The following is a 26,572-nucleotide window of genomic DNA, read 5'->3' on the forward strand; positions in this document are numbered from 1 at the left end:
GGAGAATTGATGAACGCAGTTCATCAATAAACGTTGACTTGTTTTGTTTCGTTCAGTTTTGAGAGAACTATCTCTCAAGTTTAAATGTATGTTCTTTGAAAACTAGATAACAGTGTAGCTCATATTTTTTTAATTTTAGTTTGGTTAAGTTAGAAAGGGCGCACGGTGGATGCCTTGACACTAGGAGTCGATGAAGGACGGGACTAACGCCGATATGCTTCGGGGAGCTGTAAGTAAGCTTTGATCCGAAGATTTCCGAATGGGGAAACCCACTATACGTAATGGTATGGTATCCTTACCTGAATACATAGGGTATGGAAGACAGACCCAGGGAACTGAAACATCTAAGTACCTGGAGGAAGAGAAAGCAAATGCGATTTCCTGAGTAGCGGCGAGCGAAACGGAATCTAGCCCAAACCAAGAGGCTTGCCTCTTGGGGTTGTAGGACATTCTATACGGAGTTACAAAGGAACGAGGTAGACGAAGCGACCTGGAAAGGTCCGTCACAGAGGGTAACAACCCCGTAGTCGAAACTTCGTTCTCTCTTGAATGTATCCTGAGTACGGCGGAACACGTGAAATTCCGTCGGAATCTGGGAGGACCATCTCCCAAGGCTAAATACTCCCTAGTGATCGATAGTGAACCAGTACCGTGAGGGAAAGGTGAAAAGCACCCCGGAAGGGGAGTGAAAGAGATCCTGAAACCGTGTGCCTACAAATAGTCAGAGCCCGTTAATGGGTGATGGCGTGCCTTTTGTAGAATGAACCGGCGAGTTACGATCCCGTGCGAGGTTAAGCTGAAGAGGCGGAGCCGCAGCGAAAGCGAGTCTGAATAGGGCGTTTAGTACGTGGTCGTAGACCCGAAACCAGGTGATCTACCCATGTCCAGGGTGAAGTTCAGGTAACACTGAATGGAGGCCCGAACCCACGCACGTTGAAAAGTGCGGGGATGAGGTGTGGGTAGCGGAGAAATTCCAATCGAACCTGGAGATAGCTGGTTCTCCCCGAAATAGCTTTAGGGCTAGCCTTAAGTGTAAGAGTCTTGGAGGTAGAGCACTGATTGAACTAGGGGTCCTCATCGGATTACCGAATTCAGTCAAACTCCGAATGCCAATGACTTATCCTTAGGAGTCAGACTGCGAGTGATAAGATCCGTAGTCAAGAGGGAAACAGCCCAGATCGCCAGCTAAGGTCCCAAAGTGTGTATTAAGTGGAAAAGGATGTGGAGTTGCTTAGACAACTAGGATGTTGGCTCAGAAGCAGCCACCATTTAAAGAGTGCGTAATAGCTCACTAGTCGAGTGACTCTGCGCCGAAAATGTACCGGGGCTAAATACACCACCGAAGCTGCGAATTGATACCAATGGTATCAGTGGTAGGGGAGCGTTCTAAGTGCAGTGAAGTCAGACCGGAAGGACTGGTGGAGCGCTTAGAAGTGAGAATGCCGGTATGAGTAGCGAAAGACGGGTGAGAATCCCGTCCACCGAATGCCTAAGGTTTCCTGAGGAAGGCTCGTCCGCTCAGGGTTAGTCAGGACCTAAGCCGAGGCCGACAGGCGTAGGCGATGGACAACAGGTTGATATTCCTGTACCACCTCTTTATCGTTTGAGCAATGGAGGGACGCAGAAGGATAGAAGAAGCGTGCGATTGGTTGTGCACGTCCAAGCAGTTAGGCTGATAAGTAGGCAAATCCGCTTATCGTGAAGGCTGAGCTGTGATGGGGAAGCTCCTTATGGAGCGAAGTCTTTGATTCCCCGCTGCCAAGAAAAGCTTCTAGCGAGATAAAAGGTGCCTGTACCGCAAACCGACACAGGTAGGCGAGGAGAGAATCCTAAGGTGTGCGAGAGAACTCTGGTTAAGGAACTCGGCAAAATGACCCCGTAACTTCGGGAGAAGGGGTGCTTTCTTAACGGAAAGCCGCAGTGAATAGGCCCAAGCGACTGTTTAGCAAAAACACAGGTCTCTGCGAAGCCGTAAGGCGAAGTATAGGGGCTGACACCTGCCCGGTGCTGGAAGGTTAAGGAGAGGGGTTAGCGTAAGCGAAGCTCTGAACTGAAGCCCCAGTAAACGGCGGCCGTAACTATAACGGTCCTAAGGTAGCGAAATTCCTTGTCGGGTAAGTTCCGACCCGCACGAAAGGTGTAACGATTTGGGCACTGTCTCAACCAGAGACTCGGTGAAATTATAGTACCTGTGAAGATGCAGGTTACCCGCGACAGGACGGAAAGACCCCGTGGAGCTTTACTGTAGCCTGATATTGAATTTTGGTACAGTTTGTACAGGATAGGCGGGAGCCATTGAAACCGGAGCGCTAGCTTCGGTGGAGGCGCTGGTGGGATACCGCCCTGACTGTATTGAAATTCTAACCTACGGGTCTTATCGACCCGGGAGACAGTGTCAGGTGGGCAGTTTGACTGGGGCGGTCGCCTCCTAAAGTGTAACGGAGGCGCCCAAAGGTTCCCTCAGAATGGTTGGAAATCATTCGTAGAGTGCAAAGGCATAAGGGAGCTTGACTGCGAGACCTACAAGTCGAGCAGGGACGAAAGTCGGGCTTAGTGATCCGGTGGTTCCGCATGGAAGGGCCATCGCTCAACGGATAAAAGCTACCCCGGGGATAACAGGCTTATCTCCCCCAAGAGTCCACATCGACGGGGAGGTTTGGCACCTCGATGTCGGCTCATCGCATCCTGGGGCTGTAGTCGGTCCCAAGGGTTGGGCTGTTCGCCCATTAAAGCGGTACGCGAGCTGGGTTCAGAACGTCGTGAGACAGTTCGGTCCCTATCCGTCGTGGGCGCAGGAAATTTGAGAGGAGCTGTCCTTAGTACGAGAGGACCGGGATGGACGCACCGCTGGTGTACCAGTTGTTCTGCCAAGGGCATAGCTGGGTAGCTATGTGCGGAAGGGATAAGTGCTGAAAGCATCTAAGCATGAAGCCCCCCTCAAGATGAGATTTCCCATAGCGTAAGCTAGTAAGATCCCTGAAAGATGATCAGGTTGATAGGTTCGAGGTGGAAGCATGGTGACATGTGGAGCTGACGAATACTAATAGATCGAGGACTTAACCATATAATATGAAGCACTGTTATCTAGTTTTGAAAGAATATAAAAAACTTATTGACTTTCAAAATTAAATAAGTTATAATAATTCTTGTCTTAAATGAATACAGTCTGGTAATGATGGCAGAGAGGCCACACCCGTTCCCATACCGAACACGGAAGTTAAGCTCTCTAGCGCCGATGGTAGTTGGGACCTTGTCCCTGTGAGAGTAGGACGTTGCCAGGCAATTCGGAGGATTAGCTCAGCTGGGAGAGCACCTGCCTTACAAGCAGGGGGTCGGCGGTTCGATCCCGTCATCCTCCACCATTTAGCCGACTTAGCTCAATTGGTAGAGCAACTGACTTGTAATCAGTAGGTTGGGGGTTCAAGTCCTCTAGTCGGCACCAGTTTTTATCGCAAGAGCCATTAGCTCAGTTGGTAGAGCATCTGACTTTTAATCAGAGGGTCGAAGGTTCGAATCCTTCATGGCTCACCATTTTAATGGAATATGCGGGTGTGGCGGAATTGGCAGACGCACTAGACTTAGGATCTAGCGCCTTTGGCGTGGGGGTTCGACTCCCTTCACCCGCACTTTTAATAAAATAACTCAAACATGTCTTGCGGAAGTAGTTCAGTGGTAGAATACAACCTTGCCAAGGTTGGGGTCGCGGGTTCGAATCCCGTCTTCCGCTCCAATTTTCAGTATGACATGCCGGGGTGGCGGAACAGGCAGACGCACAGGACTTAAAATCCTGCGGTGGGTGACCACCGTGCGGGTTCGACCCCCGCCCTCGGCACCATATGCGCCCGTAGCTCAATTGGATAGAGCGTTTGACTACGGATCAAGAGGTTAGGGGTTCGACTCCTCTCGGGCGCGTTTTCTTTCGGGAAGTGGCTCAGCTTGGTAGAGCACCTGGTTTGGGACCAGGGGGTCGCAGGTTCAAATCCTGTCTTCCCGATACTTGTTTGGGGCCTTAGCTCAGCTGGGAGAGCGCCTGCCTTGCACGCAGGAGGTCAGCGGTTCGATCCCGCTAGGCTCCACCAAAAAAGTTCTTTGAAAACTGAACGAAACAAACAACGTAAACGTCAATTTTTATTTTTAGATGCTAGACAAACTAACTTTATTGGAGAGTTTGATCCTGGCTCAGGATGAACGCTGGCGGCGTGCCTAATACATGCAAGTCGAGCGAATGGATTAAGAGCTTGCTCTTATGAAGTTAGCGGCGGACGGGTGAGTAACACGTGGGTAACCTACCCATAAGACTGGGATAACTGCGGGAAACCGGGGCTAATACCGGATAATATTTTGAACTGCATAGTTCGAAATTGAAAGGCGGCTTCGGCTGTCACTTATGGATGGACCCGCGTCGCATTAGCTAGTTGGTGAGGTAACGGCTCACCAAGGCGACGATGCGTAGCCGACCTGAGAGGGTGATCGGCCACACTGGGACTGAGACACGGCCCAGACTCCTACGGGAGGCAGCAGTAGGGAATCTTCCGCAATGGACGAAAGTCTGACGGAGCAACGCCGCGTGAGTGATGAAGGCTTTCGGGTCGTAAAACTCTGTTGTTAGGGAAGAACAAGTGCTAGTTGAATAAGCTGGCACCTTGACGGTACCTAACCAGAAAGCCACGGCTAACTACGTGCCAGCAGCCGCGGTAATACGTAGGTGGCAAGCGTTATCCGGAATTATTGGGCGTAAAGCGCGCGCAGGTGGTTTCTTAAGTCTGATGTGAAAGCCCACGGCTCAACCGTGGAGGGTCATTGGAAACTGGGAGACTTGAGTGCAGAAGAGGAAAGTGGAATTCCATGTGTAGCGGTGAAATGCGTAGAGATATGGAGGAACACCAGTGGCGAAGGCGACTTTCTGGTCTGTAACTGACACTGAGGCGCGAAAGCGTGGGGAGCAAACAGGATTAGATACCCTGGTAGTCCACGCCGTAAACGATGAGTGCTAAGTGTTAGAGGGTTTCCGCCCTTTAGTGCTGAAGTTAACGCATTAAGCACTCCGCCTGGGGAGTACGGCCGCAAGGCTGAAACTCAAAGGAATTGACGGGGGCCCGCACAAGCGGTGGAGCATGTGGTTTAATTCGAAGCAACGCGAAGAACCTTACCAGGTCTTGACATCCTCTGAAAACTCTAGAGATAGAGCTTCTCCTTCGGGAGCAGAGTGACAGGTGGTGCATGGTTGTCGTCAGCTCGTGTCGTGAGATGTTGGGTTAAGTCCCGCAACGAGCGCAACCCTTGATCTTAGTTGCCATCATTAAGTTGGGCACTCTAAGGTGACTGCCGGTGACAAACCGGAGGAAGGTGGGGATGACGTCAAATCATCATGCCCCTTATGACCTGGGCTACACACGTGCTACAATGGACGGTACAAAGAGCTGCAAGACCGCGAGGTGGAGCTAATCTCATAAAACCGTTCTCAGTTCGGATTGTAGGCTGCAACTCGCCTACATGAAGCTGGAATCGCTAGTAATCGCGGATCAGCATGCCGCGGTGAATACGTTCCCGGGCCTTGTACACACCGCCCGTCACACCACGAGAGTTTGTAACACCCGAAGTCGGTGGGGTAACCTTTATGGAGCCAGCCGCCTAAGGTGGGACAGATGATTGGGGTGAAGTCGTAACAAGGTAGCCGTATCGGAAGGTGCGGCTGGATCACCTCCTTTCTATGGAGAATTGATGAACGCAGTTCATCAATAAACGTTGACTTGTTTTGTTTCGTTCAGTTTTGAGAGAACTATCTCTCAAGTTTAAATGTATGTTCTTTGAAAACTAGATAACAGTGTAGCTCATATTTTTTTAATTTTAGTTTGGTTAAGTTAGAAAGGGCGCACGGTGGATGCCTTGACACTAGGAGTCGATGAAGGACGGGACTAACGCCGATATGCTTCGGGGAGCTGTAAGTAAGCTTTGATCCGAAGATTTCCGAATGGGGAAACCCACTATACGTAATGGTATGGTATCCTTACCTGAATACATAGGGTATGGAAGACAGACCCAGGGAACTGAAACATCTAAGTACCTGGAGGAAGAGAAAGCAAATGCGATTTCCTGAGTAGCGGCGAGCGAAACGGAATCTAGCCCAAACCAAGAGGCTTGCCTCTTGGGGTTGTAGGACATTCTATACGGAGTTACAAAGGAACGAGGTAGACGAAGCGACCTGGAAAGGTCCGTCACAGAGGGTAACAACCCCGTAGTCGAAACTTCGTTCTCTCTTGAATGTATCCTGAGTACGGCGGAACACGTGAAATTCCGTCGGAATCTGGGAGGACCATCTCCCAAGGCTAAATACTCCCTAGTGATCGATAGTGAACCAGTACCGTGAGGGAAAGGTGAAAAGCACCCCGGAAGGGGAGTGAAAGAGATCCTGAAACCGTGTGCCTACAAATAGTCAGAGCCCGTTAATGGGTGATGGCGTGCCTTTTGTAGAATGAACCGGCGAGTTACGATCCCGTGCGAGGTTAAGCTGAAGAGGCGGAGCCGCAGCGAAAGCGAGTCTGAATAGGGCGTTTAGTACGTGGTCGTAGACCCGAAACCAGGTGATCTACCCATGTCCAGGGTGAAGTTCAGGTAACACTGAATGGAGGCCCGAACCCACGCACGTTGAAAAGTGCGGGGATGAGGTGTGGGTAGCGGAGAAATTCCAATCGAACCTGGAGATAGCTGGTTCTCCCCGAAATAGCTTTAGGGCTAGCCTTAAGTGTAAGAGTCTTGGAGGTAGAGCACTGATTGAACTAGGGGTCCTCATCGGATTACCGAATTCAGTCAAACTCCGAATGCCAATGACTTATCCTTAGGAGTCAGACTGCGAGTGATAAGATCCGTAGTCAAGAGGGAAACAGCCCAGATCGCCAGCTAAGGTCCCAAAGTGTGTATTAAGTGGAAAAGGATGTGGAGTTGCTTAGACAACTAGGATGTTGGCTCAGAAGCAGCCACCATTTAAAGAGTGCGTAATAGCTCACTAGTCGAGTGACTCTGCGCCGAAAATGTACCGGGGCTAAATACACCACCGAAGCTGCGAATTGATACCAATGGTATCAGTGGTAGGGGAGCGTTCTAAGTGCAGTGAAGTCAGACCGGAAGGACTGGTGGAGCGCTTAGAAGTGAGAATGCCGGTATGAGTAGCGAAAGACGGGTGAGAATCCCGTCCACCGAATGCCTAAGGTTTCCTGAGGAAGGCTCGTCCGCTCAGGGTTAGTCAGGACCTAAGCCGAGGCCGACAGGCGTAGGCGATGGACAACAGGTTGATATTCCTGTACCACCTCTTTATCGTTTGAGCAATGGAGGGACGCAGAAGGATAGAAGAAGCGTGCGATTGGTTGTGCACGTCCAAGCAGTTAGGCTGATAAGTAGGCAAATCCGCTTATCGTGAAGGCTGAGCTGTGATGGGGAAGCTCCTTATGGAGCGAAGTCTTTGATTCCCCGCTGCCAAGAAAAGCTTCTAGCGAGATAAAAGGTGCCTGTACCGCAAACCGACACAGGTAGGCGAGGAGAGAATCCTAAGGTGTGCGAGAGAACTCTGGTTAAGGAACTCGGCAAAATGACCCCGTAACTTCGGGAGAAGGGGTGCTTTCTTAACGGAAAGCCGCAGTGAATAGGCCCAAGCGACTGTTTAGCAAAAACACAGGTCTCTGCGAAGCCGTAAGGCGAAGTATAGGGGCTGACACCTGCCCGGTGCTGGAAGGTTAAGGAGAGGGGTTAGCGTAAGCGAAGCTCTGAACTGAAGCCCCAGTAAACGGCGGCCGTAACTATAACGGTCCTAAGGTAGCGAAATTCCTTGTCGGGTAAGTTCCGACCCGCACGAAAGGTGTAACGATTTGGGCACTGTCTCAACCAGAGACTCGGTGAAATTATAGTACCTGTGAAGATGCAGGTTACCCGCGACAGGACGGAAAGACCCCGTGGAGCTTTACTGTAGCCTGATATTGAATTTTGGTACAGTTTGTACAGGATAGGCGGGAGCCATTGAAACCGGAGCGCTAGCTTCGGTGGAGGCGCTGGTGGGATACCGCCCTGACTGTATTGAAATTCTAACCTACGGGTCTTATCGACCCGGGAGACAGTGTCAGGTGGGCAGTTTGACTGGGGCGGTCGCCTCCTAAAGTGTAACGGAGGCGCCCAAAGGTTCCCTCAGAATGGTTGGAAATCATTCGTAGAGTGCAAAGGCATAAGGGAGCTTGACTGCGAGACCTACAAGTCGAGCAGGGACGAAAGTCGGGCTTAGTGATCCGGTGGTTCCGCATGGAAGGGCCATCGCTCAACGGATAAAAGCTACCCCGGGGATAACAGGCTTATCTCCCCCAAGAGTCCACATCGACGGGGAGGTTTGGCACCTCGATGTCGGCTCATCGCATCCTGGGGCTGTAGTCGGTCCCAAGGGTTGGGCTGTTCGCCCATTAAAGCGGTACGCGAGCTGGGTTCAGAACGTCGTGAGACAGTTCGGTCCCTATCCGTCGTGGGCGCAGGAAATTTGAGAGGAGCTGTCCTTAGTACGAGAGGACCGGGATGGACGCACCGCTGGTGTACCAGTTGTTCTGCCAAGGGCATAGCTGGGTAGCTATGTGCGGAAGGGATAAGTGCTGAAAGCATCTAAGCATGAAGCCCCCCTCAAGATGAGATTTCCCATAGCGTAAGCTAGTAAGATCCCTGAAAGATGATCAGGTTGATAGGTTCGAGGTGGAAGCATGGTGACATGTGGAGCTGACGAATACTAATAGATCGAGGACTTAACCATATAATATGAAGCAAATGTTATCTAGTTTTGAAGGAATATACCTTCATAGTTTGGTGATGATGGCAGAGAGGTCACACCCGTTCCCATACCGAACACGGAAGTTAAGCTCTCTAGCGCCGATGGTAGTTGGGACCTTGTCCCTGTGAGAGTAGGACGTCGCCAAGCAAAATAAAAACACAAGTCTTTTGACTTGTGTTTTTTCGTGTTTCTTTTTACAATTCATAGTAATTTAAAAAATCTTTACTTAAAGAATCGTCCTTTTGATTAAAGACAGGGAAATGTGGCTAGGATAGTGAATAAGCAAAAGAGTTGCAAATTTTTTTAATACGTATATAATTAAAGTCAAAGATAGTCAAAGTCAATAAAGGTGGCGGATAAATGAGAAATATATCTGATATCATTGAGAAATATCTAAAGCAAGTTATTGACTTAAGCAATAATAATGCGATTGAAATCAAGAGGAATGAGGTCGCTGATCGATTCGATTGTGTGCCGTCTCAAATCAACTATGTAATCAATACCCGTTTTACGTTAGAAAGAGGATTCGTAGTAGAAAGTAAACGAGGTGGAGGAGGTTACATTCGCATTATAAAAGTCAAACTGCATGATGATATAGACATTATTGATCAAATGCTTCATATGATTGATCATAGCGTTGCACAAGGAAATGCAGAAAGCATGATTATACGTTTAATAGAAGAGGGTATTATAACAAATCGTGAAGCTAAACTTATGTTAAGCGTACTAGATCGTTCTGTATTATTAATGGATGTTCCTTCTCGAGATGAACTTAGGGCTCGAATATTATGCGCAATGTTAAGAACACTGAAATATAAATAAATATAACTTTTGTTAAGAATGATAGCTAAGATAATGCAGTTTAATATTGTAGGGATTTTGAAAGATGACATGTGCTTTTACTAAATGGATTAAGGAAAGAGAACAATCTAGTAATGTATGAAAAGTATCATGAGATAGATCGTTCCTGTTGTAAAGGTGGGGGATAGCGATGACTTGTCAAAACTGTAATATAAGACCAGCAACTTTACATTATACAAAAGTAATCAACGGAAAAAAGGCGGAAGTTCATCTTTGCGAGCAATGTGCAGAACAAAGTGGCTATACGTCTTTCTTTCAATCACCGCAGTCTAATTTTTCATTCCATGACCTATTAGCCGGATTATTGCATAGTGAACCGGCAATGTTTGAAGAAGGGCAAGATGCATTTTCAAATACAAATATATCAAGATGTCCGAATTGTAAGATGACATATGAACAATTTACAAAAGTGGGACGCTTTGGATGTGCTTCTTGTTACGATACATTTAAGGGGCACTTAAAACCATTGTTAAAACGTCTTCACGGTGGGCATACGGATCATTGTGGAAAAATTCCTGAACGTATAGAAGGAAATATCTACTTAAAGAAAGAATTAGATGAACTAAAACTCAATCTGAAACAATATGTACAGAAAGAGGAATTTGAGAAAGCGGCTGAAGTACGAGATAAAATTCGAGGTCTTGTAAATCAGCTTAGTGAGCATAGAGAGGGGGAATAGTTCTATGTCACTGGACAGAATCATGAATGAAGCGATTAGTCCATGGATGAAGGGAGATGGCCCTGATTCTGATATTGTTTTAAGTAGTCGAATTCGTTTGGCTCGTAATTTTAAAAAATATCAATTCTCTACTATGCAAAACGAGGAAGAAGCTAAGCAGATTCATGAGTTATTTAAGAAGAAGTTTATAAAAAAACCTGTAGAACCTTTTGGGGAGTTTGAACTATTAAAAATGAATGAATTAAATCCTCTTCAAAGGAGAGTTTTAGTTGAGAAGCATTTAATTAGTCCAAATCTTGCAGGAACAGAATACGGAGCATGCCTACTATCAGAAAGTGAACATATAAGTATCATGCTTAATGAAGAGGATCATGTTAGGATTCAGTGCCTATTTTCAGGTTTACAGTTATCAGAGGCGCTTCAAAGTGCCAATCAAATAGATAATTGGATCGAGGAGCAGGTTGAATATGCTTTTGATGAATCGCTTGGATATATTACGAGTTGCCCCACTAACGTCGGTACAGGATTAAGGGCTTCGGTAATGATTCATTTGCCGGGACTGGTTTTAACGAAAAGAATTAACCGTATTATACAAGTAATTCAAAAATTAGGGTTAGTAGTAAGAGGAATATACGGTGAAGGTAGCGAAGCGTTAGGTAATATATTTCAAGTGTCAAATCAAATGACACTAGGGAAATCAGAAGAAGATATTATTGCAGATTTAAAGAGTGTCATTCAACAAATCATCCATCAAGAAAAAACGGCTAGAGAATTAATTGTACAAAATTCAAGCATTGAGCTTGAAGATAAAGTATATCGTTCTTACGGAATACTAGCTAACAGTCGTTTAATTCAATCTGCAGAAGCAGCCACTTGCTTATCAGATGTACGGCTTGGTATTGACTTAGGATATATACAAGGTATATCGAGAAATATTTTAACTGAGTTAATGGTTCTTACTCAGCCAGGCATTTTGCAACAATATGCAGGAGGACCTTTAGGACCAGAAGAAAGAGATTATCGAAGAGCAACCTTAATCCGTGAGCGATTACGAATTGAACAAAATTAAGCGCAAGTAGGAGGCGATTTCTATGATGTTTGGAAGATTTACAGAACGAGCACAGAAAGTATTAGCTTTATCTCAAGAGGAAGCAATTCGCATTGGGCATAATAATATTGGAACAGAACATATTTTACTTGGGCTTGTACGCGAAGGTGAAGGAATTGCAGCAAAAGCGTTAATTGCTCTTGGATTAAGTCCAGAGAAAGTTCAAAAAGAGGTAGAAGCATTAATTGGACGTGGAACGGAAGCTTCTCAAACAGTACATTACACACCTCGTGCTAAAAAAGTTATTGAGTTGTCTATGGACGAAGCTCGTAAGCTAGGCCATTCCTACGTTGGAACAGAACATATTTTACTTGGTTTAATCCGTGAAGGTGAAGGTGTAGCAGCACGCGTTTTAAATAATTTAGGTGTAAGCCTAAATAAAGCAAGACAACAAGTGTTACAACTCCTTGGAAGTAATGAAGCTAGTTCAGGTCACCAGGGTGGTTCATCAACAAATGCGAATACACCTACACTTGACAGTCTAGCACGTGATTTAACAGTTGTTGCACGTGAAAATCGTTTAGATCCTGTTATTGGACGTAGTAAAGAAATTCAACGTGTAATTGAAGTGTTAAGCCGTAGAACAAAAAACAATCCAGTATTAATTGGAGAACCTGGTGTAGGTAAGACAGCAATTGCGGAAGGATTAGCACAGCAAATTGTAAATAATGAAGTTCCTGAAACTTTAAGAGATAAGCGTGTTATGACATTAGATATGGGTACAGTTGTTGCTGGAACAAAATATCGTGGTGAATTTGAGGATCGTTTAAAGAAAGTGATGGATGAGATTCGCCAAGCTGGTAACATCATTCTATTTATTGATGAGCTTCATACGTTAATTGGTGCAGGAGGGGCGGAAGGTGCAATTGATGCATCGAATATTTTAAAACCATCTTTAGCACGTGGTGAATTACAATGTATTGGTGCAACAACTTTAGACGAATATCGTAAATATATTGAAAAGGATGCGGCATTAGAAAGACGTTTCCAACCAATTCATGTTGATGAACCAAACTTAGAGGAATCAGTTCAAATTTTAAAAGGTTTACGTGATCGTTATGAGGCGCATCACCGCGTATCTATTACAGATGATGCAATCGATGCGGCTGTAAAACTTTCAGATCGTTACATTACAGACCGTTTTTTACCTGATAAAGCAATCGATTTAATTGATGAGGCTGCATCAAAAGTGCGCTTACGTTCTTATACAACACCGCCAAACTTAAAAGAGCTTGAAGTGAAGCTTGAGGAAATTAGAAAAGAAAAAGATGCAGCTGTACAAAGCCAAGAATTTGAAAAAGCTGCTTCCTTACGTGATATGGAACAACGTTTACGTGAAAAGTTAGAAGATACAAAGCGTCAGTGGAAAGAGAAACAAGGACAAGAAAACTCAGAAGTAACAGTAGAAGATATTGCAAATGTCGTTTCCACATGGACACGTATTCCAGTTTCTAAACTTGCACAAACAGAGACAGATAAATTATTAAACTTGGAATCAATTTTACATGATCGTTTAATTGGGCAGGATGAAGCAGTTGTAGCTGTGGCAAAAGCTGTTCGTCGTGCGAGAGCGGGATTAAAAGATCCGAAACGTCCAATTGGCTCATTTATTTTCCTAGGACCTACTGGTGTAGGTAAAACAGAACTAGCAAGGGCATTAGCGGAATCTATGTTCGGTGATGAGGATGCAATGATCCGCATCGATATGTCTGAGTACATGGAAAAGCATTCTACTTCTCGTTTAGTTGGATCTCCTCCAGGATATGTTGGATATGAAGAAGGTGGACAATTAACAGAGAAAGTTCGTCGTAAGCCATATTCAGTTGTCTTATTAGATGAAGTAGAGAAAGCTCATCCTGATGTGTTTAATATTTTACTACAAGTATTAGAAGATGGCCGTTTAACAGATTCTAAAGGACGTACAGTTGATTTCCGTAATACAATTGTTATTATGACGTCTAATGTTGGTGCAGACGCATTAAAACGTAATAAACATCTTGGATTTAACGTACAAGATGAGAGCCGCGATTATTCAGATATGAAAGGTAAAGTAATGGATGAATTGAAAAAAGCATTTCGTCCAGAATTCTTAAACCGTATTGATGAAATTATCGTGTTCCATATGCTTGAGAAAAAACATATTCAAGAAATTGTAACTCTTATGGTGAATCAGTTAGTGAAACGCTTAAAAGAACAAGAGATTGAATTGCACTTAACAGAAGGAGCAATTTCAGCAATTGCTGATAAAGGATTTGATCGAGAGTACGGTGCTCGTCCGCTTCGTAGAGCAATTCAAAAACATGTAGAAGATAGACTATCAGAAGAACTGTTAAAAGGTGCTATTGAGAAAGGACAAAAAGTTATCTTTGATATAGAAGGAGAATCATTTGTCATTCATAGTGCGGAAAAGGTAAAATAAGTATAGACAAACAAAGAGGGCTACGCGATAGCCCTCTTTCTTGTACGAGAAGGATAAACGTTTGTAGATGAAAGTGAAGTGAACTATAAAAGATATGGCTAAAAAGAAAACAAAATTTACATGTCAAGAATGTGGTTATCAGTCGCCAAAATATATGGGGAAATGTCCTGGATGTGGTCAATGGAATACGCTTGTTGAAGAGATGGAACCAGTTGTATCATCAAGACGCCTTAATTATGCCAATGCAATTCAATCAGAAGTAACAAAACCAAGACGCTTAACAGAGGTAGAAACAAAGTCTGAGGCGCGTATTGAAACGAAATTTCAAGAGTTTAACCGTGTACTTGGTGGCGGGATTGTAGATGGATCTTTAGTACTTATTGGTGGAGACCCTGGGATTGGGAAATCAACATTGTTATTACAAATTTCATCGCAATTAGCAGATTCTTCATATGATGTACTATACATATCAGGTGAGGAGTCAGCAAAGCAGATCAAACTTCGTGCAGATCGTTTGCATGTAAAGGGTAGTAATCTATTTGTTGTAGCAGAGACTGATTTACAGAGAATTGCAGCGCACATTGAAGAGATGAATCCAGCTTTTGTTGTTATTGACTCCATTCAGACGATACATTTACCTGAAGTGACGTCAGCCCCAGGGAGTGTAACGCAAGTACGTGAATGTACAGCGGAATTAATGAAACTTGCAAAGACGAAAGGGATTCCTATTTTTATCGTCGGACATGTGACAAAAGAAGGGGCAATTGCAGGACCACGTATGCTAGAACATATGGTTGATGCAGTTCTTTACTTTGAAGGAGATCGTCACCATACATATCGTATTTTGCGAGCTGTGAAGAACCGTTTTGGTTCCACAAATGAAATGGGTATCTTTGAAATGAAGGAACTAGGTCTTGCAGAAGTACTAAATCCTTCTGAAATTTTCCTTGAGGAACGTCCAGTTGGAGTTGCAGGATCCACAGTGGTTGCTTCAATGGAAGGAACAAGACCGGTCTTAGTAGAAATACAAGCATTAATCTCCCCTACTAGTTTTGGAAATCCTCGAAGAATGGCGACGGGAATTGATCATAACCGCGTTTCACTTATTATGGCAGTGCTAGAAAAAAGAACAGGTTTATTGTTGCAAAATCAAGACGCATATTTAAAAGTTGCGGGTGGCTTGAAATTAGATGAACCAGCAATCGATTTAGCTGTCGCCTTAAGTATTGCTTCAAGTTTCAGAGATAAAGCTACTGCACCAGCCGATGCGGTAATAGGAGAAGTAGGCCTAACTGGAGAAATAAGAAGAGTATCAAGAATTGAACAACGTGTACAAGAAGCAGCGAAATTAGGATTTCAACGTGCTATTATTCCTAGAAAAAATTTGGGAGGATGGACAATTCCAGATGGGATTGAGGTAGTAGGTGTTTCTAATTTAGGAGAAGCGCTTCGTTTGACATTAGGAGGCTAGGCTATGGAGGAAAACAAGCAACGTGTCAAAAGTATGATTAATATTCTACAGCTTGTTGCCCCAGGAACACCACTACGCGAAGGGATAGATAACGTACTTCGTGCGCAAACTGGAGGGCTAATTGTTCTTGGGTATAATGAGCAGATTAAAAGTATTGTTGATGGAGGATTTCACATTAATTGTGCATTCTCACCGGCTAGTTTATATGAATTAGCAAAAATGGATGGGGCACTTATTTTAAATGAAACTGGGAGCAAAATTTTAATTGCAAATGCACAATTAGTTCCAGATCCATCCATTGATTCTATTGAAACAGGTATGCGTCACCGAACGGCAGAGCGTGTAGCAAAGCAGACGGCTAGCCTTGTTGTGGCTATTTCACAAAGACGTAACGTAATTACACTATATCAAGGGAACTTACGTTATACACTAAAAGATATAGGTGTAATTTTAACAAAGGCAAACCAAGCTATTCAAACGTTAGAAAAATATAAAGCTGTATGGAATGATGGGATTACGAATTTGGGCATTCTAGAATTTGAAGAGGTCGTTACAATGTCCGAGGTAGTTCACGTTTTACATAGTGTTGAAATGGTACTGCGTATTAAAAATGAAATAGTGAGCTACATTCATGAGTTAGGAACGGAAGGAAGGTTAATTCGTTTACAACTTACAGAATTACTAGCCGACTTAGAAGCAGAGGCAGCGTTATTAATTAAGGATTATTATCAAGAAAAAACGCAGGATCACCATCAAATTTTGAAAAAGTTACAAGATCTTGCAAATACACAGCTTTTAGAGGATAGCGATTTAGTTAAATTGCTCGGCTATCCAGGGCAAATGAGCTTAGAAGAAAGCGTGACACCGAGGGGATACCGAATCGCAAGCAAAATTTCTCGTGTTCCACCACTTATCATTGAAAATTTAATTAATCGATTTAAAACATTGCAAGGTGTTTGTCGTGCAACTATTAATGAATTGGATGATGTGGAAGGAATTGGGGAAGTTAGGGCGAAGAAAATACGAGAGGGCCTAAAAAGAATTCAAGAGCATCTCTATATGAGTAGACACAATTAAGAATATTACATTGATTCCATAATATAACGACACTAGAACATTTTTGTTATATGATATGGTATATTGGTAAATAAAACTATTTACAAAAAAACACGTCCGCTTTTGCATTCGGCGTTTTGATTAGCAAAACAATGGTTAATAATGAGTAGGAGGTGGTTGGATGTTAAAAAGGATCGTACAGCTCTTCTTTTTAGTGATCGGGGGAGCGTTAGGGATTTTTCTAATCCCAAAAGTTATTAATGTATTGGACGTTGGTGCTGTTCCTTTGCTTGAGGGATCGTATGTTCGTGCAATTATTGGTGCAATTATTTTATTTTTAACAACATTTTGGCTTGTGGATTATATTGTTCAACTTATTAAACATATCGAAGAAGCCCTTGTAAAGGCACCGGTAGCGGATGTTTTATTTGGTACATTAGGGTTGATCTCTGGTCTTATTGTTGCATATTTAATTTTGATACCAATTCGTGAATTCACGATTCCAGTCATTAGTACAGTATTACAAGTGTTCTTTACTCTTTTACTTGGTTATTTAGGATTCCAAGTAGGATTTAAAAAGAGAAATGAATTGCTAGGATTATTTACATTACCCCAGCGTGGGGGTAAGAAGAAAAACAATAGCGAGAATGAAGAGGTAGAGGTAGAAAAATCTACAACTCATTGGAAAATTCTCGATACAAGTGTAATTATTGATGGACGTATTGCGGATATTTGCCAAACGAAGTTTTTAGAAGGAACAATTGTGATTCCACAATTCGTATTAGAAGAGCTTCAGCATATTGCCGATTCTTCTGATGCTTTAAAGCGTAATCGTGGTCGCAGAGGATTAGACATTTTAAATCGTATTCAAAAAGAGCTACCAATTCCGGTGGAAATTTATGAAGGCGATTTTGAGGATATCCAAGAGGTGGATAGCAAGCTTGTAAAGTTAGCTAAAATCACTGGTGGAACTGTTGTAACAAATGATTTCAACTTAAACAAAGTTTCTGAATTACAAGGAGTAACAGTATTAAACATTAACGATTTAGCAAATGCAATTAAACCAGTCGTACTCCCTGGCGAAGAATTAAGTGTTTATGTTGTGAAAGATGGTAAAGAACAAAATCAAGGTGTGGCATATTTAGATGATGGCACGATGATTGTAGTAGAAGACGGTAGAGAATATGTCGGTTCGCAACTTAATGTACTAGTTACAAGTGTGTTGCAAACATCGGCTGGTCGTATGATTTTCGCAAAACGTAAATTATTAGAAAAAGCATTATAAGTAGAGGATTATTAATATGTATACGTTAATTATTCCAGCAGCGGGTCAAGGGAAACGGATGGGTGCTGGCAAAAACAAGTTGTTCTTACTTATAAATGGAGTACCTATCATTGTGCATACATTACGTGCTTTTGAAAAAGATAAAGCATGTAAACGTATTATCATGGCAATTAACGAAGAGGAACGCCCTTATTTTGAGGAGTTAATGCAGAAGTACCCGGTTGAAAAGCAGGTGCAATTTATTCAAGGCGGGGCCGAAAGACAAGATAGTGTGTATAATGCGCTTCAGTATGTGAGTGGTGTTGAATATGTTCTCGTACACGATGGTGCGCGCCCGTTCGTAACGAATAAGATGATGCAAGATGTATTAACTGCAGCAGAGAAATATGGTGCTTCCATTTGTGCGGTGCCAGTGAAGGATACCATTAAGAAAGTAGAACAGGGTGTTGTTGTTGAAACGGTAGAACGTTCTCAGCTTAAAGCGGTTCAAACACCGCAAGGATTTTCTGTTCCTCTTTTATTAGAAGCTCATAGAAGTGCAAAGCAAAGTTGTTTTCTTGGTACAGATGACGCAAGTCTCGTAGAACGTGTAGGGAAGAAAGTAGGCGTAGTAGAGGGGAGTTACTATAATATTAAAGTGACGACTCCAGAGGATTTACTAATTGCTGAAAGTTTCCTTCATGTTCAGAAGAAATAGAAGTGATGGTATTATAGTAAAGAAAAGCTCGGCAGTTGCCGGGCTTTTCTTTATAGAGATAGCAATATAATATAGAATTCATAAAGTAGTTTAGATTGAGGAGGATGTAAAGAATGTTTCGAATTGGACAAGGTTTTGATGTACATGAATTTGCGGAAGGTAGACCGTTAATTATCGGTGGAATTACAATTCCTCATGAAAAAGGATTAATCGGTCACTCGGATGCAGATGTATTGTTACATACGATTGCTGACGCATGTCTAGGAGCAATTGCAGCAGGAGATATTGGAAAACATTTTCCCGATACAGATCCTGCTTTTAAAGATGCGGATTCAGCTGTATTGTTACAAAAGGTTTGGGAATTTGTGCGTGAACAAGGTTATGAGCTAGGGAACCTAGATTGTACAATTATTGCCCAAAAGCCAAAAATGGCACCGCATATTGAAAGCATGCGTAAACGCATTAGTGAACTATTAGAAACGTCTATTGATAATATTAATGTAAAGGCAACAACAACAGAAAAATTAGGATTTACAGGTAGAGAAGAAGGGATTGCTTCTCAAGCGGTTGTTTTATTACAGAAAAAATAGTGGTTTTTAATTCGTAAGATGGATAATCACGTTTTTTTGGTGTACAATTATAGAATGTGTTGACATTAAGATTGGAAGGTGTACCAACTATGGAAAAGCAAGTGAGAGTGCGCTATGCGCCAAGTCCAACAGGACACTTACATATCGGAAATGCGCGTACGGCATTATTTAATTATTTATTTGCTCGTCATCAAGATGGTAAGTTTATTATTCGTATTGAAGATACTGATGTGAAACGTAATGTTGCTGGTGGAGAAGAAAGCCAATTAAAATACTTGAAATGGCTCGGTATGGACTGGGATGAAGGTGTTGATGTTGGTGGTGAATTTGGACCATATCGTCAAACAGAGCGTTTAGATATTTATAAAAAATTATATAAAGATTTATTAGAGCGTGATTTAGCTTACAAATGTTATATGACAGAAGAAGAGCTAGAAGCAGAGCGTGAAGGTCAAATCGCTCGTGGTGAAACACCGCGTTATGCAGGAAACCACCGTGATTTAACTGAGGAGCAAATTAAAGGATTTGAGGCTGAAGGCCGTATTCCAAGTATTCGCTTCCGTGTGCCGGCTGATAGCGACTACACGTTTAAAGATCTCGTAAAAGATGAAGTTGCATTCCATTCAAATGATTTTGGTGATTTCGTTATCGTGAAAAAAGATGGAATTCCAACTTATAACTTTGCGGTAGCGGTAGATGATCACTTAATGGAGATTACACACGTACTTCGTGGTGATGATCATATTTCAAACACGCCAAAACAAATGATGATTTATGAAGCTTTCGGTTGGGATATCCCGAAGTTCGGTCATATGACTTTAATTGTAAACGAAAGCCGTAAAAAGCTAAGTAAGCGTGACGAATCTATTATTCAATTTATTGAGCAATATAAAGAGCTTGGATATCTTCCAGAAGCAATCTTTAACTTTATTGCATTACTAGGTTGGTCACCAGTAGGTGAAGAAGAAGTCTTCTCTCAAGATGAGTTTATCAAAATGTTTGATGCAGCTCGTTTATCAAAATCACCTGCATTATTTGATTCCCAAAAACTAAAATGGATGAACAACCAATATATGAAAAAACAAGATTTAGATACGGTTGTTGAACTAAGCTTACCGCATTTAGTGAAAGCGGGTCGCGTAGGTGAAAACTTAAGCGAACAAGAACAAGCGTGGGTTCGTGATGTAATTGCTTTATATCATGACCAAATGAGCTTTGGAGCTGAAATTGTAGAGCTTTCTGAAATGTTCTTTAAAGATCATGTTGATCATGAAGAAGAGGGACAAGAAGTATTGAAAGGTGAACAAGTACCTGAAGTACTTCGTGCATTTGCCGATCAATTAGAAGCTTTAGAAGCAATGGAGCCAGCGGCAGTTAAGGCGGCTATTAAAGCAGTTCAAAAAGAAACAGGACATAAAGGTAAAAACCTATTTATGCCAATCCGTGTTGCTACTACTGGACAAACACATGGTCCAGAGCTTCCTAACGCTATTGCTCTTCTTGGAAAAGAAAAAGTTTTAAATCGTATTCAAAAAGTAATTGGTTAACATTTTCTAGGTTTAGCAATATAATAAGTATATCTAAAATCTAATAAGGAAAAGCGACGAGAAGGAGAAGTAGAAAATCAGGCTTTTTACAGAGAGAACCACCCTTAGGCTGGAAGTGGTTTATAAGCGGATTTTTGAAATGCCCCTTCGAGTCTTCTGTTGAACAGCGAAGTATTTCGCGGAACGTCTTAGGGCGCAAAGTAAACAGAAGCGGTGTAAACCGTTATCATGGATGAGTTTGAGGCTTCTTTAGCCTAAACAGAGTGGAACCGCGCTTAAAAGGCGTCTCTGTCTATATGACAGAGGCGTCTTTTTTTTATACCATGTAAATGGTGTGAGTATAAGTTTTATCCCCTTGTATAAAGATTTAGGGGGAAGTGGGGAGTTAGTTCACTCGAAAAAAGCAGCCCATAAAGGGGAGGGAACATCGATGTTTAAGAGGCTTCGGGAAGATATTGAAGTCGTTTTTGAACAGGATCCAGCGGCAAGAAGTTATTTCGAAGTCATTTTAACTTACTCTGGATTACATGCAGTTTGGGCCCATCGAATTGCACATGCTTTTTATAAAAGGAATTTTTTCTTTATGGCACGTTGGATTTCGCAAGTTAGTCGTTTTTTTACTGGCATTGAGATTCATCCAGGAGCAACTATTGGTCGTCGTTTTTTCATTGATCATGGAATGGGGGTTGTGATTGGAGAAACGTGTGAAATTGGCGAAAACGTAACAATTTATCAAGGTGTCACATTAGGTGGTACAGGTAAAGAAAAAGGAAAGAGGCACCCTACAATTCAGGATAATGTATTAATTGCAACAGGTGCTAAAGTACTAGGTTCTATTACTATTGGAGAGAATTCTAAAATTGGAGCAGGATCTGTCGTGTTAAAGGAAGTTCCTGCGCATTCTACAGTTGTAGGTATACCTGGCCGAGTCGTTATTCAAAATGGAGTAAAAATTGGTCAAGAATTAAATCATTCTGATCTTCCGGATCCGATTTTTGATAAATTAAAGGTTATGGAAGTAGAACTTGATAAATTGAGAAAGCAACTCGAAGTAAAGGTAGGAAGGAAGGATAAAAATGACTATTCACATTTATAATACGTTAACGCGTCAAAAAGAAGAGTTTATGCCATTAGAAGAAAATAAGGTAAAGATGTATGTGTGCGGACCTACAGTGTATAACTACATTCACATTGGGAATGCAAGACCACCTATGGTGTTTGATACAGTACGCCGTTACTTAGAATATAAAGGATATGATGTGCAGTATGTATCTAACTTTACTGACGTGGATGATAAATTAATTAAGGCGGCAAACGAATTAGGTGAAGATGTGCCAACAATTGCAGATCGTTTTGTTGAAGCTTACTTTGAAGATGTAACGGCACTAGGTTGCAAACATGCAACGGTTCATCCACGTGTAACGGAAAATATGGATATCATTATTGAATTTATTCAAGAACTTGTGAATAAAGGGTATGCATATGAATCAGAAGGTGATGTGTACTTTAAAACGAAAGAATTCGAAGGTTACGGTAAATTATCACATCAACCGATTGCAGACTTACGTCACGGTGCACGTATTGAAGTAGGAGAAAAGAAACAAGACCCTCTTGATTTTGCTTTATGGAAAGCTGCGAAAGAAGGAGAAATCTTCTGGGAAAGCCCTTGGGGGAAAGGACGCCCAGGGTGGCATATTGAATGCTCAGCAATGGCGCGTAAATATTTAGGGGATACAATTGATATTCATGCTGGTGGTCAAGATTTAGCATTTCCTCATCATGAAAATGAAATTGCGCAGTCTGAGGCGTTGACAGGAAAAACATTTGCACGTTATTGGATGCATAACGGATATATTAATATTAATAACGAGAAGATGTCTAAGTCGCTTGGAAACTTCATTTTAGTTCACGATATCATTAAACAATATGATCCACAGTTAATCAGGTTCTTTATGCTATCGGTACATTACCGTCACCCAATTAACTTTAGCGAGGATTTATTGCAAAGTACTAATAATGGACTAGAAAGAATTAAAACAGCTTACGGTAACTTAAAGCATCGTATGGAAAGTAGTACGGATTTAACGGACCATAATGAAAAATGGTTAGCTGAAATGGAAAAGTTCCAGGTTGCATTCGAAGAAGCGATGGATGATGATTTCAATACGGCTAATGCGATTACTGAATTATATAACGTAGCAAATCACGCAAATCAATATTTGTTAGAAGAACATACTTCTAAAGTTGTAATTGAAGCTTATGTAAAACAACTTGAAACATTATTTAGTATTTTAGGATTAGAATTAGCACAAGAAGAGTTGCTTGATGAAGAAATTGAAGCACTAATCCAAAAGCGTATTGAAGCTCGTCAAAATCGTGACTTCGCACTATCTGATCAAATTCGCGATGATTTAAAAGGACGTAATATTATTTTAGAAGATACCGCTCAAGGTACAAGATGGAAAAGAGGATAAGAATGATTGATGCAAAGCAATTGAACAGCTTAGCTTTAGCATATATGGGTGATGCGGTATATGAGCAATATATCCGCTATCACCTCCTTCAAAAGGGGACAGTTCGCCCTAATCAATTACATCGCTTAGGGACGGGCTTTGTTTCGGCAAAAGCACAGGCGAAAGTTGTTTATCATTTATTAGAAGCGGCATTTTTGACAGAAGAGGAAGAGGCGGTATTAAGAAGAGGGCGTAATGCGAATTCGGGTACTGTTCCAAAAAATACAGATGTACAAACATATCGACACAGTACAGCCTTTGAAGCGCTAATCGGTTATCATCACTTGTTGAATAATCGTGAAAGATTGGACGAGATTGTATATAAGGCGATTGACGTTTTGGAAGAAAAGGAAGGGAGCACATCATCATGAGTAGTGAATATATTATCGGACGTAACCCTGTAATTGAAGCTTTAAGAGCGGGGAGAGATATTAATAAAATTTTGGTAGCGGAAGGTGCTGCCAAAGGACAAGTGCAAATTGTACTAGCATTAGCAAAAGAGAATAAGGTTATTTTGCAACACGCACCAAAGAAGAAATTAGATCAATTGGTTGAGGGTAATCATCAAGGTGTAATTGCTCAAGTAGCTGCATATCAATATGCTGAGTTAGAGGATTTGTTTAAATTAGCAGAAAAACGCAATGAAGATCCGTTCTTCTTAATTTTAGATGAAATTGAAGACCCGCATAACTTAGGCTCTATTATGCGTACTGCGGATGCAACAGGGGCTCATGGGGTTATTATTCCAAAAAGAAGAGCTGTGGGGCTTACAGCGTCAGTTGCGAAAGCGTCGACTGGGGCAATTGAATATATTCCTGTTGCACGTGTAACAAATTTATCGCGTACAATTGATGAATTAAAAGAACGTGGGCTTTGGATTGCTGGTACAGATGCCAAAGGGAAAACAGATTACCGTAATTTAGATGGTAATATGCCAATCGGACTAGTAATTGGTAGTGAAGGAAAAGGTATGAGTCGTATTATTGGTGAAAAGTGTGATTTCCTAATTACTTTACCGATGGTCGGTAAAGTTACATCCTTAAATGCTTCAGTAGCCGCAAGTTTGTTAATGTATGAGGTATATCGTAAACGTCACGAAATTGGTAAATAAAAAATGAACGATATTTTAATCGTTGACGGTTACAACATTATCGGGGCTTGGGGAGACTTGAAGAAACTGCGGGATGTAGATTTACAGTCATCAAGAGACGCACTTATTGATAAGATGGCGGATTATCAAGGGTATACAGGCACAAAGGTAATGATTGTCTTTGATGCCTATACAGTCTATGGTATTGAAAAAAAGATGAAACAATCACGGGTGGAAGTAATATTCACGAGAAAAAATCAAACTGCAGATGAAAAGATAGAACAACTTGCGATTGAGCTTAGAAATATAAATACACAAATATACGTTGCAACTTCGGATTATACGGAGCAATGGATTATATTTGCGCAAGGTGCACTTCGAAAATCTGCGCGTGAATTAGAGTTAGAAGTGCAAGCGATGGAACAACAAGTAAGAAGGTGTACAAAAGACACGAAAGAAAAGCAACCCGCCATGCGAAAGATATTTAGTGAAGATATTACAGAAAAATTAGAAAAATTAAGAAGAGGAGAGCGTTGAAGCATTGACGCTCTTTATCTTTTTACTGTATAATATTGCTAAATATATAGCGGTCGGAGGGATCAGGGTGGAAGCAGGCTTCGTAAGTGTAGGCGACGTTACATTTCGTGATTTAGAGGATGAGGCAATCGTTGAGTTAGTTCGAAAAGGTAATACTGACGCTCTAGAATATTTAATTCACAAATATAAGAACTTTGTTCGCGCGAAATCAAGATCTTATTTCTTAGTGGGTGCCGATCGAGAAGATATTGTTCAAGAAGGCATGATTGGATTGTTTAAAGCTATTCGTGATTATAAAGGGGACAAGCTGTCTTCGTTCAAAGCATTTGCTGAACTGTGTATCACTCGACAAATTATTACCGCTATTAAAACAGCAACAAGGCAAAAACATATTCCGTTAAATTCGTATGTGTCTTTAGATAAGCCAATTTACGATGAGGAATCTGATCGAACATTATTAGATGTTATTTCGGAATCGAAAGTAACTGATCCAGAAGAGATGATTATAAGTCAGGAAGAATATACAGACATAGAATCTAAAATATCTGAATTATTAAGCGATTTAGAAAGAAAAGTGCTCTCTTTATACTTAGATGGTCGTTCCTATCAAGAAATTTCAGAACAGTTAAACAGGCACGTGAAATCTATTGATAACGCATTGCAGCGTGTAAAAAGGAAATTAGAAAGATATATGGAGATGAGAGAGAGCACAACTTTAAATTCATAGCAAGTGCCGCAGGTGTAAAATAATTCACCTGTTTTCTTTTTGTTAAGAGAGTGAAAGTCATGACATTGACATTGTCTTTTGTTGTATGATACATTTTTAGGGACAATGTTACAAGGTTGGTGTAACTAATGAGGAAAAAAGTTGTACTCTCATGTGAAGAGTGTAAAAATCGAAACTACTCTACGATGAAAGATACGAGCTCAGTAGAGCGACTTGAGATAAAGAAGTTTTGTAAAACATGCAATAAGCATACAGTTCACAAAGAAACAAAATAAATAATTGAAATAATAAACTGGAGGTCCCGTAGATGCGTTTAACGAACTTTTTCGGCGATGTAGGTCGCGAAATGAAAAAAGTAAGTTGGCCTAAAAAAGATGAATTACTCCGATCAACAACGACTGTTATCGCGACAGTTGTGTTCTTTGCGATTTTCTTCGCAGTGGTTGATATGGGCATTTCTTCTTTAATTCGGTTAATTCTTGGTTAATTCTTGAATAAGAAGCACTTATCCATGATATAATGTTATTTATAAGAACTGTGTAAAAGCCCGGTGAACGGGTTTTTTCATTTGCGCAAAAAAATGTACGTCAGGGAGGGAAGGACGCTCGTCCTAAATGAATGGAAAAAAGTTGGTATGTTGTCCATACTTATTCTGGATATGAAAATAAAGTAAAAGCAAACCTAGAGAAACGTGTAGAATCAATGGGTATGCAAGATAAAATTTTCCGTGTTGTTGTCCCGGAAGAAGTAGAAGTAGAAATGAAAAATGGTAAAGAAAAAATAACGAAAAGAAAAGTGTTCCCAGGTTACGTATTAGTAGAACTAATCATGACTGATGATTCTTGGTATGTTGTTCGTAATACGCCAGGTGTAACAGGCTTTGTCGGTTCTTCTGGTTCAGGATCTAAACCATCGCCTCTATTGGAAGAGGAAGTTGTTACCATCATGAAGCATATGGGAATGGACAATGAAGTGGTTGATTTCGAATTTGAACTTCATGAAACAGTGCGTGTAAATGAGGGGCCATTCGCGGATTATACAGGTGCGATTGAAGAAATTGATGTGGAAAAGAAAAAAGTTAGCGTGCTTGTAGACATGTTCGGTCGCGAGACTCCGGTTGAACTTGATTTCCATCAAATTGAAAAATTATAAAATGAAACTTGAAATGAATTGTAAAAAGTGATAATATCTTTTAAGT

General features: G+C 41.8%; 19 protein-coding genes, 9 tRNA genes, 5 rRNA genes and 1 other annotated feature. All 33 genes read left to right on the forward strand.

Annotation, left to right across the window (positions count from 1 at the left end; genetic code table 11):
• Nucleotides 1–142: 142 nt before the first annotated feature.
• A 23S ribosomal RNA gene (locus JFT95_RS25445) occupies nt 143–3,064 on the forward strand.
• A gap of 101 nt (nt 3,065–3,165) precedes the next feature.
• Nucleotides 3,166–3,281, forward strand: a 5S ribosomal RNA gene (gene rrf, locus JFT95_RS25450).
• Between the two features lie 5 nt (nt 3,282–3,286).
• Nucleotides 3,287–3,362, forward strand: a tRNA-Val gene (locus JFT95_RS25455).
• A gap of 4 nt (nt 3,363–3,366) precedes the next feature.
• Nucleotides 3,367–3,442, forward strand: a tRNA-Thr gene (locus tag JFT95_RS25460).
• Nucleotides 3,443–3,455: 13 nt separating this feature from the next.
• Nucleotides 3,456–3,531, forward strand: a tRNA-Lys gene (locus JFT95_RS25465).
• 14 nt (nt 3,532–3,545) lie between these two features.
• A tRNA-Leu gene (locus JFT95_RS25470) sits at nt 3,546–3,626 on the forward strand.
• 29 nt (nt 3,627–3,655) lie between these two features.
• Nucleotides 3,656–3,730, forward strand: a tRNA-Gly gene (locus JFT95_RS25475).
• 16 nt (nt 3,731–3,746) lie between these two features.
• A tRNA-Leu gene (locus JFT95_RS25480) sits at nt 3,747–3,835 on the forward strand.
• A gap of 3 nt (nt 3,836–3,838) precedes the next feature.
• Nucleotides 3,839–3,912: transfer RNA gene (locus tag JFT95_RS25485), tRNA-Arg, on the forward strand.
• Nucleotides 3,913–3,920: 8 nt separating this feature from the next.
• Nucleotides 3,921–3,994: transfer RNA gene (locus JFT95_RS25490), tRNA-Pro, on the forward strand.
• Nucleotides 3,995–4,003: 9 nt separating this feature from the next.
• Nucleotides 4,004–4,079, forward strand: a tRNA-Ala gene (locus JFT95_RS25495).
• Nucleotides 4,080–4,156: 77 nt separating this feature from the next.
• Nucleotides 4,157–5,708: ribosomal RNA gene (locus JFT95_RS25500) — 16S ribosomal RNA — on the forward strand.
• 146 nt (nt 5,709–5,854) lie between these two features.
• A 23S ribosomal RNA gene (locus tag JFT95_RS25505) occupies nt 5,855–8,776 on the forward strand.
• Between the two features lie 49 nt (nt 8,777–8,825).
• A 5S ribosomal RNA gene (gene rrf, locus JFT95_RS25510) occupies nt 8,826–8,941 on the forward strand.
• Together the 16S, 23S and 5S rRNA genes with 9 tRNA genes alongside form the textbook arrangement of a ribosomal RNA operon.
• 213 nt (nt 8,942–9,154) lie before the next feature.
• The gene (gene ctsR / locus JFT95_RS25515) at nt 9,155–9,616 is read left to right on the forward strand and encodes a transcriptional regulator CtsR (protein WP_002029353.1); all 462 of its coding nucleotides are present in this window, start codon (nt 9,155–9,157) and stop codon (nt 9,614–9,616) included.
• A gap of 169 nt (nt 9,617–9,785) precedes the next feature.
• Nucleotides 9,786–10,334, forward strand: coding sequence for a protein-arginine kinase activator protein McsA (mcsA, locus tag JFT95_RS25520; RefSeq protein WP_002009823.1), 549 nt, complete (start codon nt 9,786–9,788; stop codon nt 10,332–10,334).
• Nucleotides 10,335–10,338: 4 nt separating this feature from the next.
• Complete coding sequence (gene mcsB, locus JFT95_RS25525; RefSeq protein ID WP_002169332.1) at nt 10,339–11,403, forward strand: protein-arginine kinase McsB; 1,065 nt, start codon at nt 10,339–10,341, stop codon at nt 11,401–11,403.
• 22 nt (nt 11,404–11,425) lie between these two features.
• Nucleotides 11,426–13,861, forward strand: coding sequence for an ATP-dependent protease ATP-binding subunit ClpC (gene clpC, locus JFT95_RS25530; RefSeq protein WP_002009819.1), 2,436 nt, complete (start codon nt 11,426–11,428; stop codon nt 13,859–13,861).
• A 94-nt stretch (nt 13,862–13,955) separates the two neighbouring features.
• Nucleotides 13,956–15,332: a DNA repair protein RadA gene (gene radA / locus JFT95_RS25535; protein ID WP_002009817.1), complete on the forward strand. Its 1,377-nt coding sequence runs from the start codon at nt 13,956–13,958 to the stop codon at nt 15,330–15,332.
• Between the two features lie 3 nt (nt 15,333–15,335).
• On the forward strand, nt 15,336–16,409 hold the full coding sequence (disA, locus tag JFT95_RS25540) for a DNA integrity scanning diadenylate cyclase DisA (RefSeq protein ID WP_000392162.1): 1,074 nt from the start codon (nt 15,336–15,338) through the stop codon (nt 16,407–16,409).
• A 160-nt stretch (nt 16,410–16,569) separates the two neighbouring features.
• Nucleotides 16,570–17,673, forward strand: a complete 1,104-nt coding sequence (locus tag JFT95_RS25545) for a PIN/TRAM domain-containing protein (RefSeq protein ID WP_002063406.1) — start codon at nt 16,570–16,572, stop codon at nt 17,671–17,673.
• 16 nt (nt 17,674–17,689) lie between these two features.
• The gene (gene ispD, locus JFT95_RS25550) at nt 17,690–18,370 is read left to right on the forward strand and encodes a 2-C-methyl-D-erythritol 4-phosphate cytidylyltransferase (protein ID WP_002009811.1); all 681 of its coding nucleotides are present in this window, start codon (nt 17,690–17,692) and stop codon (nt 18,368–18,370) included.
• 113 nt (nt 18,371–18,483) lie between these two features.
• Nucleotides 18,484–18,960: a 2-C-methyl-D-erythritol 2,4-cyclodiphosphate synthase gene (ispF, locus tag JFT95_RS25555; protein WP_000488386.1), complete on the forward strand. Its 477-nt coding sequence runs from the start codon at nt 18,484–18,486 to the stop codon at nt 18,958–18,960.
• An 89-nt stretch (nt 18,961–19,049) separates the two neighbouring features.
• Nucleotides 19,050–20,507: a glutamate--tRNA ligase gene (gene gltX, locus JFT95_RS25560; RefSeq protein WP_002091496.1), complete on the forward strand. Its 1,458-nt coding sequence runs from the start codon at nt 19,050–19,052 to the stop codon at nt 20,505–20,507.
• Between the two features lie 47 nt (nt 20,508–20,554).
• Nucleotides 20,555–20,800: a binding site (T-box leader), on the forward strand.
• A gap of 137 nt (nt 20,801–20,937) precedes the next feature.
• Nucleotides 20,938–21,603, forward strand: coding sequence for a serine O-acetyltransferase (gene cysE / locus JFT95_RS25565; RefSeq protein ID WP_002091498.1), 666 nt, complete (start codon nt 20,938–20,940; stop codon nt 21,601–21,603).
• Nucleotides 21,584–22,981, forward strand: coding sequence for a cysteine--tRNA ligase (gene cysS / locus JFT95_RS25570; RefSeq protein WP_002091500.1), 1,398 nt, complete (start codon nt 21,584–21,586; stop codon nt 22,979–22,981). Before cysE ends, cysS begins: the two co-directional genes overlap by 20 nt.
• A 2-nt stretch (nt 22,982–22,983) precedes the next feature.
• Nucleotides 22,984–23,391 (forward strand): Mini-ribonuclease 3, encoded by a 408-nt coding sequence (locus tag JFT95_RS25575; protein WP_201053520.1) that lies wholly within the window; start codon nt 22,984–22,986, stop codon nt 23,389–23,391.
• Nucleotides 23,388–24,131, forward strand: coding sequence for a 23S rRNA (guanosine(2251)-2'-O)-methyltransferase RlmB (gene rlmB / locus JFT95_RS25580; protein WP_002091503.1), 744 nt, complete (start codon nt 23,388–23,390; stop codon nt 24,129–24,131). The genes JFT95_RS25575 and rlmB overlap by 4 nt, the downstream gene beginning before the upstream one ends.
• A 3-nt stretch (nt 24,132–24,134) precedes the next feature.
• Entirely contained in the window at nt 24,135–24,647 is a 513-nt protein-coding gene (locus JFT95_RS25585) for an NYN domain-containing protein (RefSeq protein ID WP_002009801.1), read from the forward strand.
• A 67-nt stretch (nt 24,648–24,714) separates the two neighbouring features.
• Complete coding sequence (locus JFT95_RS25590) at nt 24,715–25,374, forward strand: RNA polymerase factor sigma-70 (RefSeq protein ID WP_002009799.1); 660 nt, start codon at nt 24,715–24,717, stop codon at nt 25,372–25,374.
• Between the two features lie 128 nt (nt 25,375–25,502).
• Nucleotides 25,503–25,649 (forward strand): 50S ribosomal protein L33, encoded by a 147-nt coding sequence (rpmG, locus tag JFT95_RS25595; RefSeq protein ID WP_012260172.1) that lies wholly within the window; start codon nt 25,503–25,505, stop codon nt 25,647–25,649.
• A 32-nt stretch (nt 25,650–25,681) separates the two neighbouring features.
• Nucleotides 25,682–25,861: a preprotein translocase subunit SecE gene (gene secE / locus JFT95_RS25600; RefSeq protein WP_002009797.1), complete on the forward strand. Its 180-nt coding sequence runs from the start codon at nt 25,682–25,684 to the stop codon at nt 25,859–25,861.
• A gap of 131 nt (nt 25,862–25,992) precedes the next feature.
• Nucleotides 25,993–26,526 (forward strand): transcription termination/antitermination protein NusG, encoded by a 534-nt coding sequence (gene nusG, locus JFT95_RS25605; RefSeq protein ID WP_002009795.1) that lies wholly within the window; start codon nt 25,993–25,995, stop codon nt 26,524–26,526.
• Nucleotides 26,527–26,572 lie beyond the last annotated feature (46 nt).

It is taken from the genome of Bacillus sp. TH17, from assembly GCF_016651125.1.
Classification (GTDB): Bacteria; Bacillota; Bacilli; order Bacillales; family Bacillaceae_G; genus Bacillus_A; species Bacillus_A mycoides.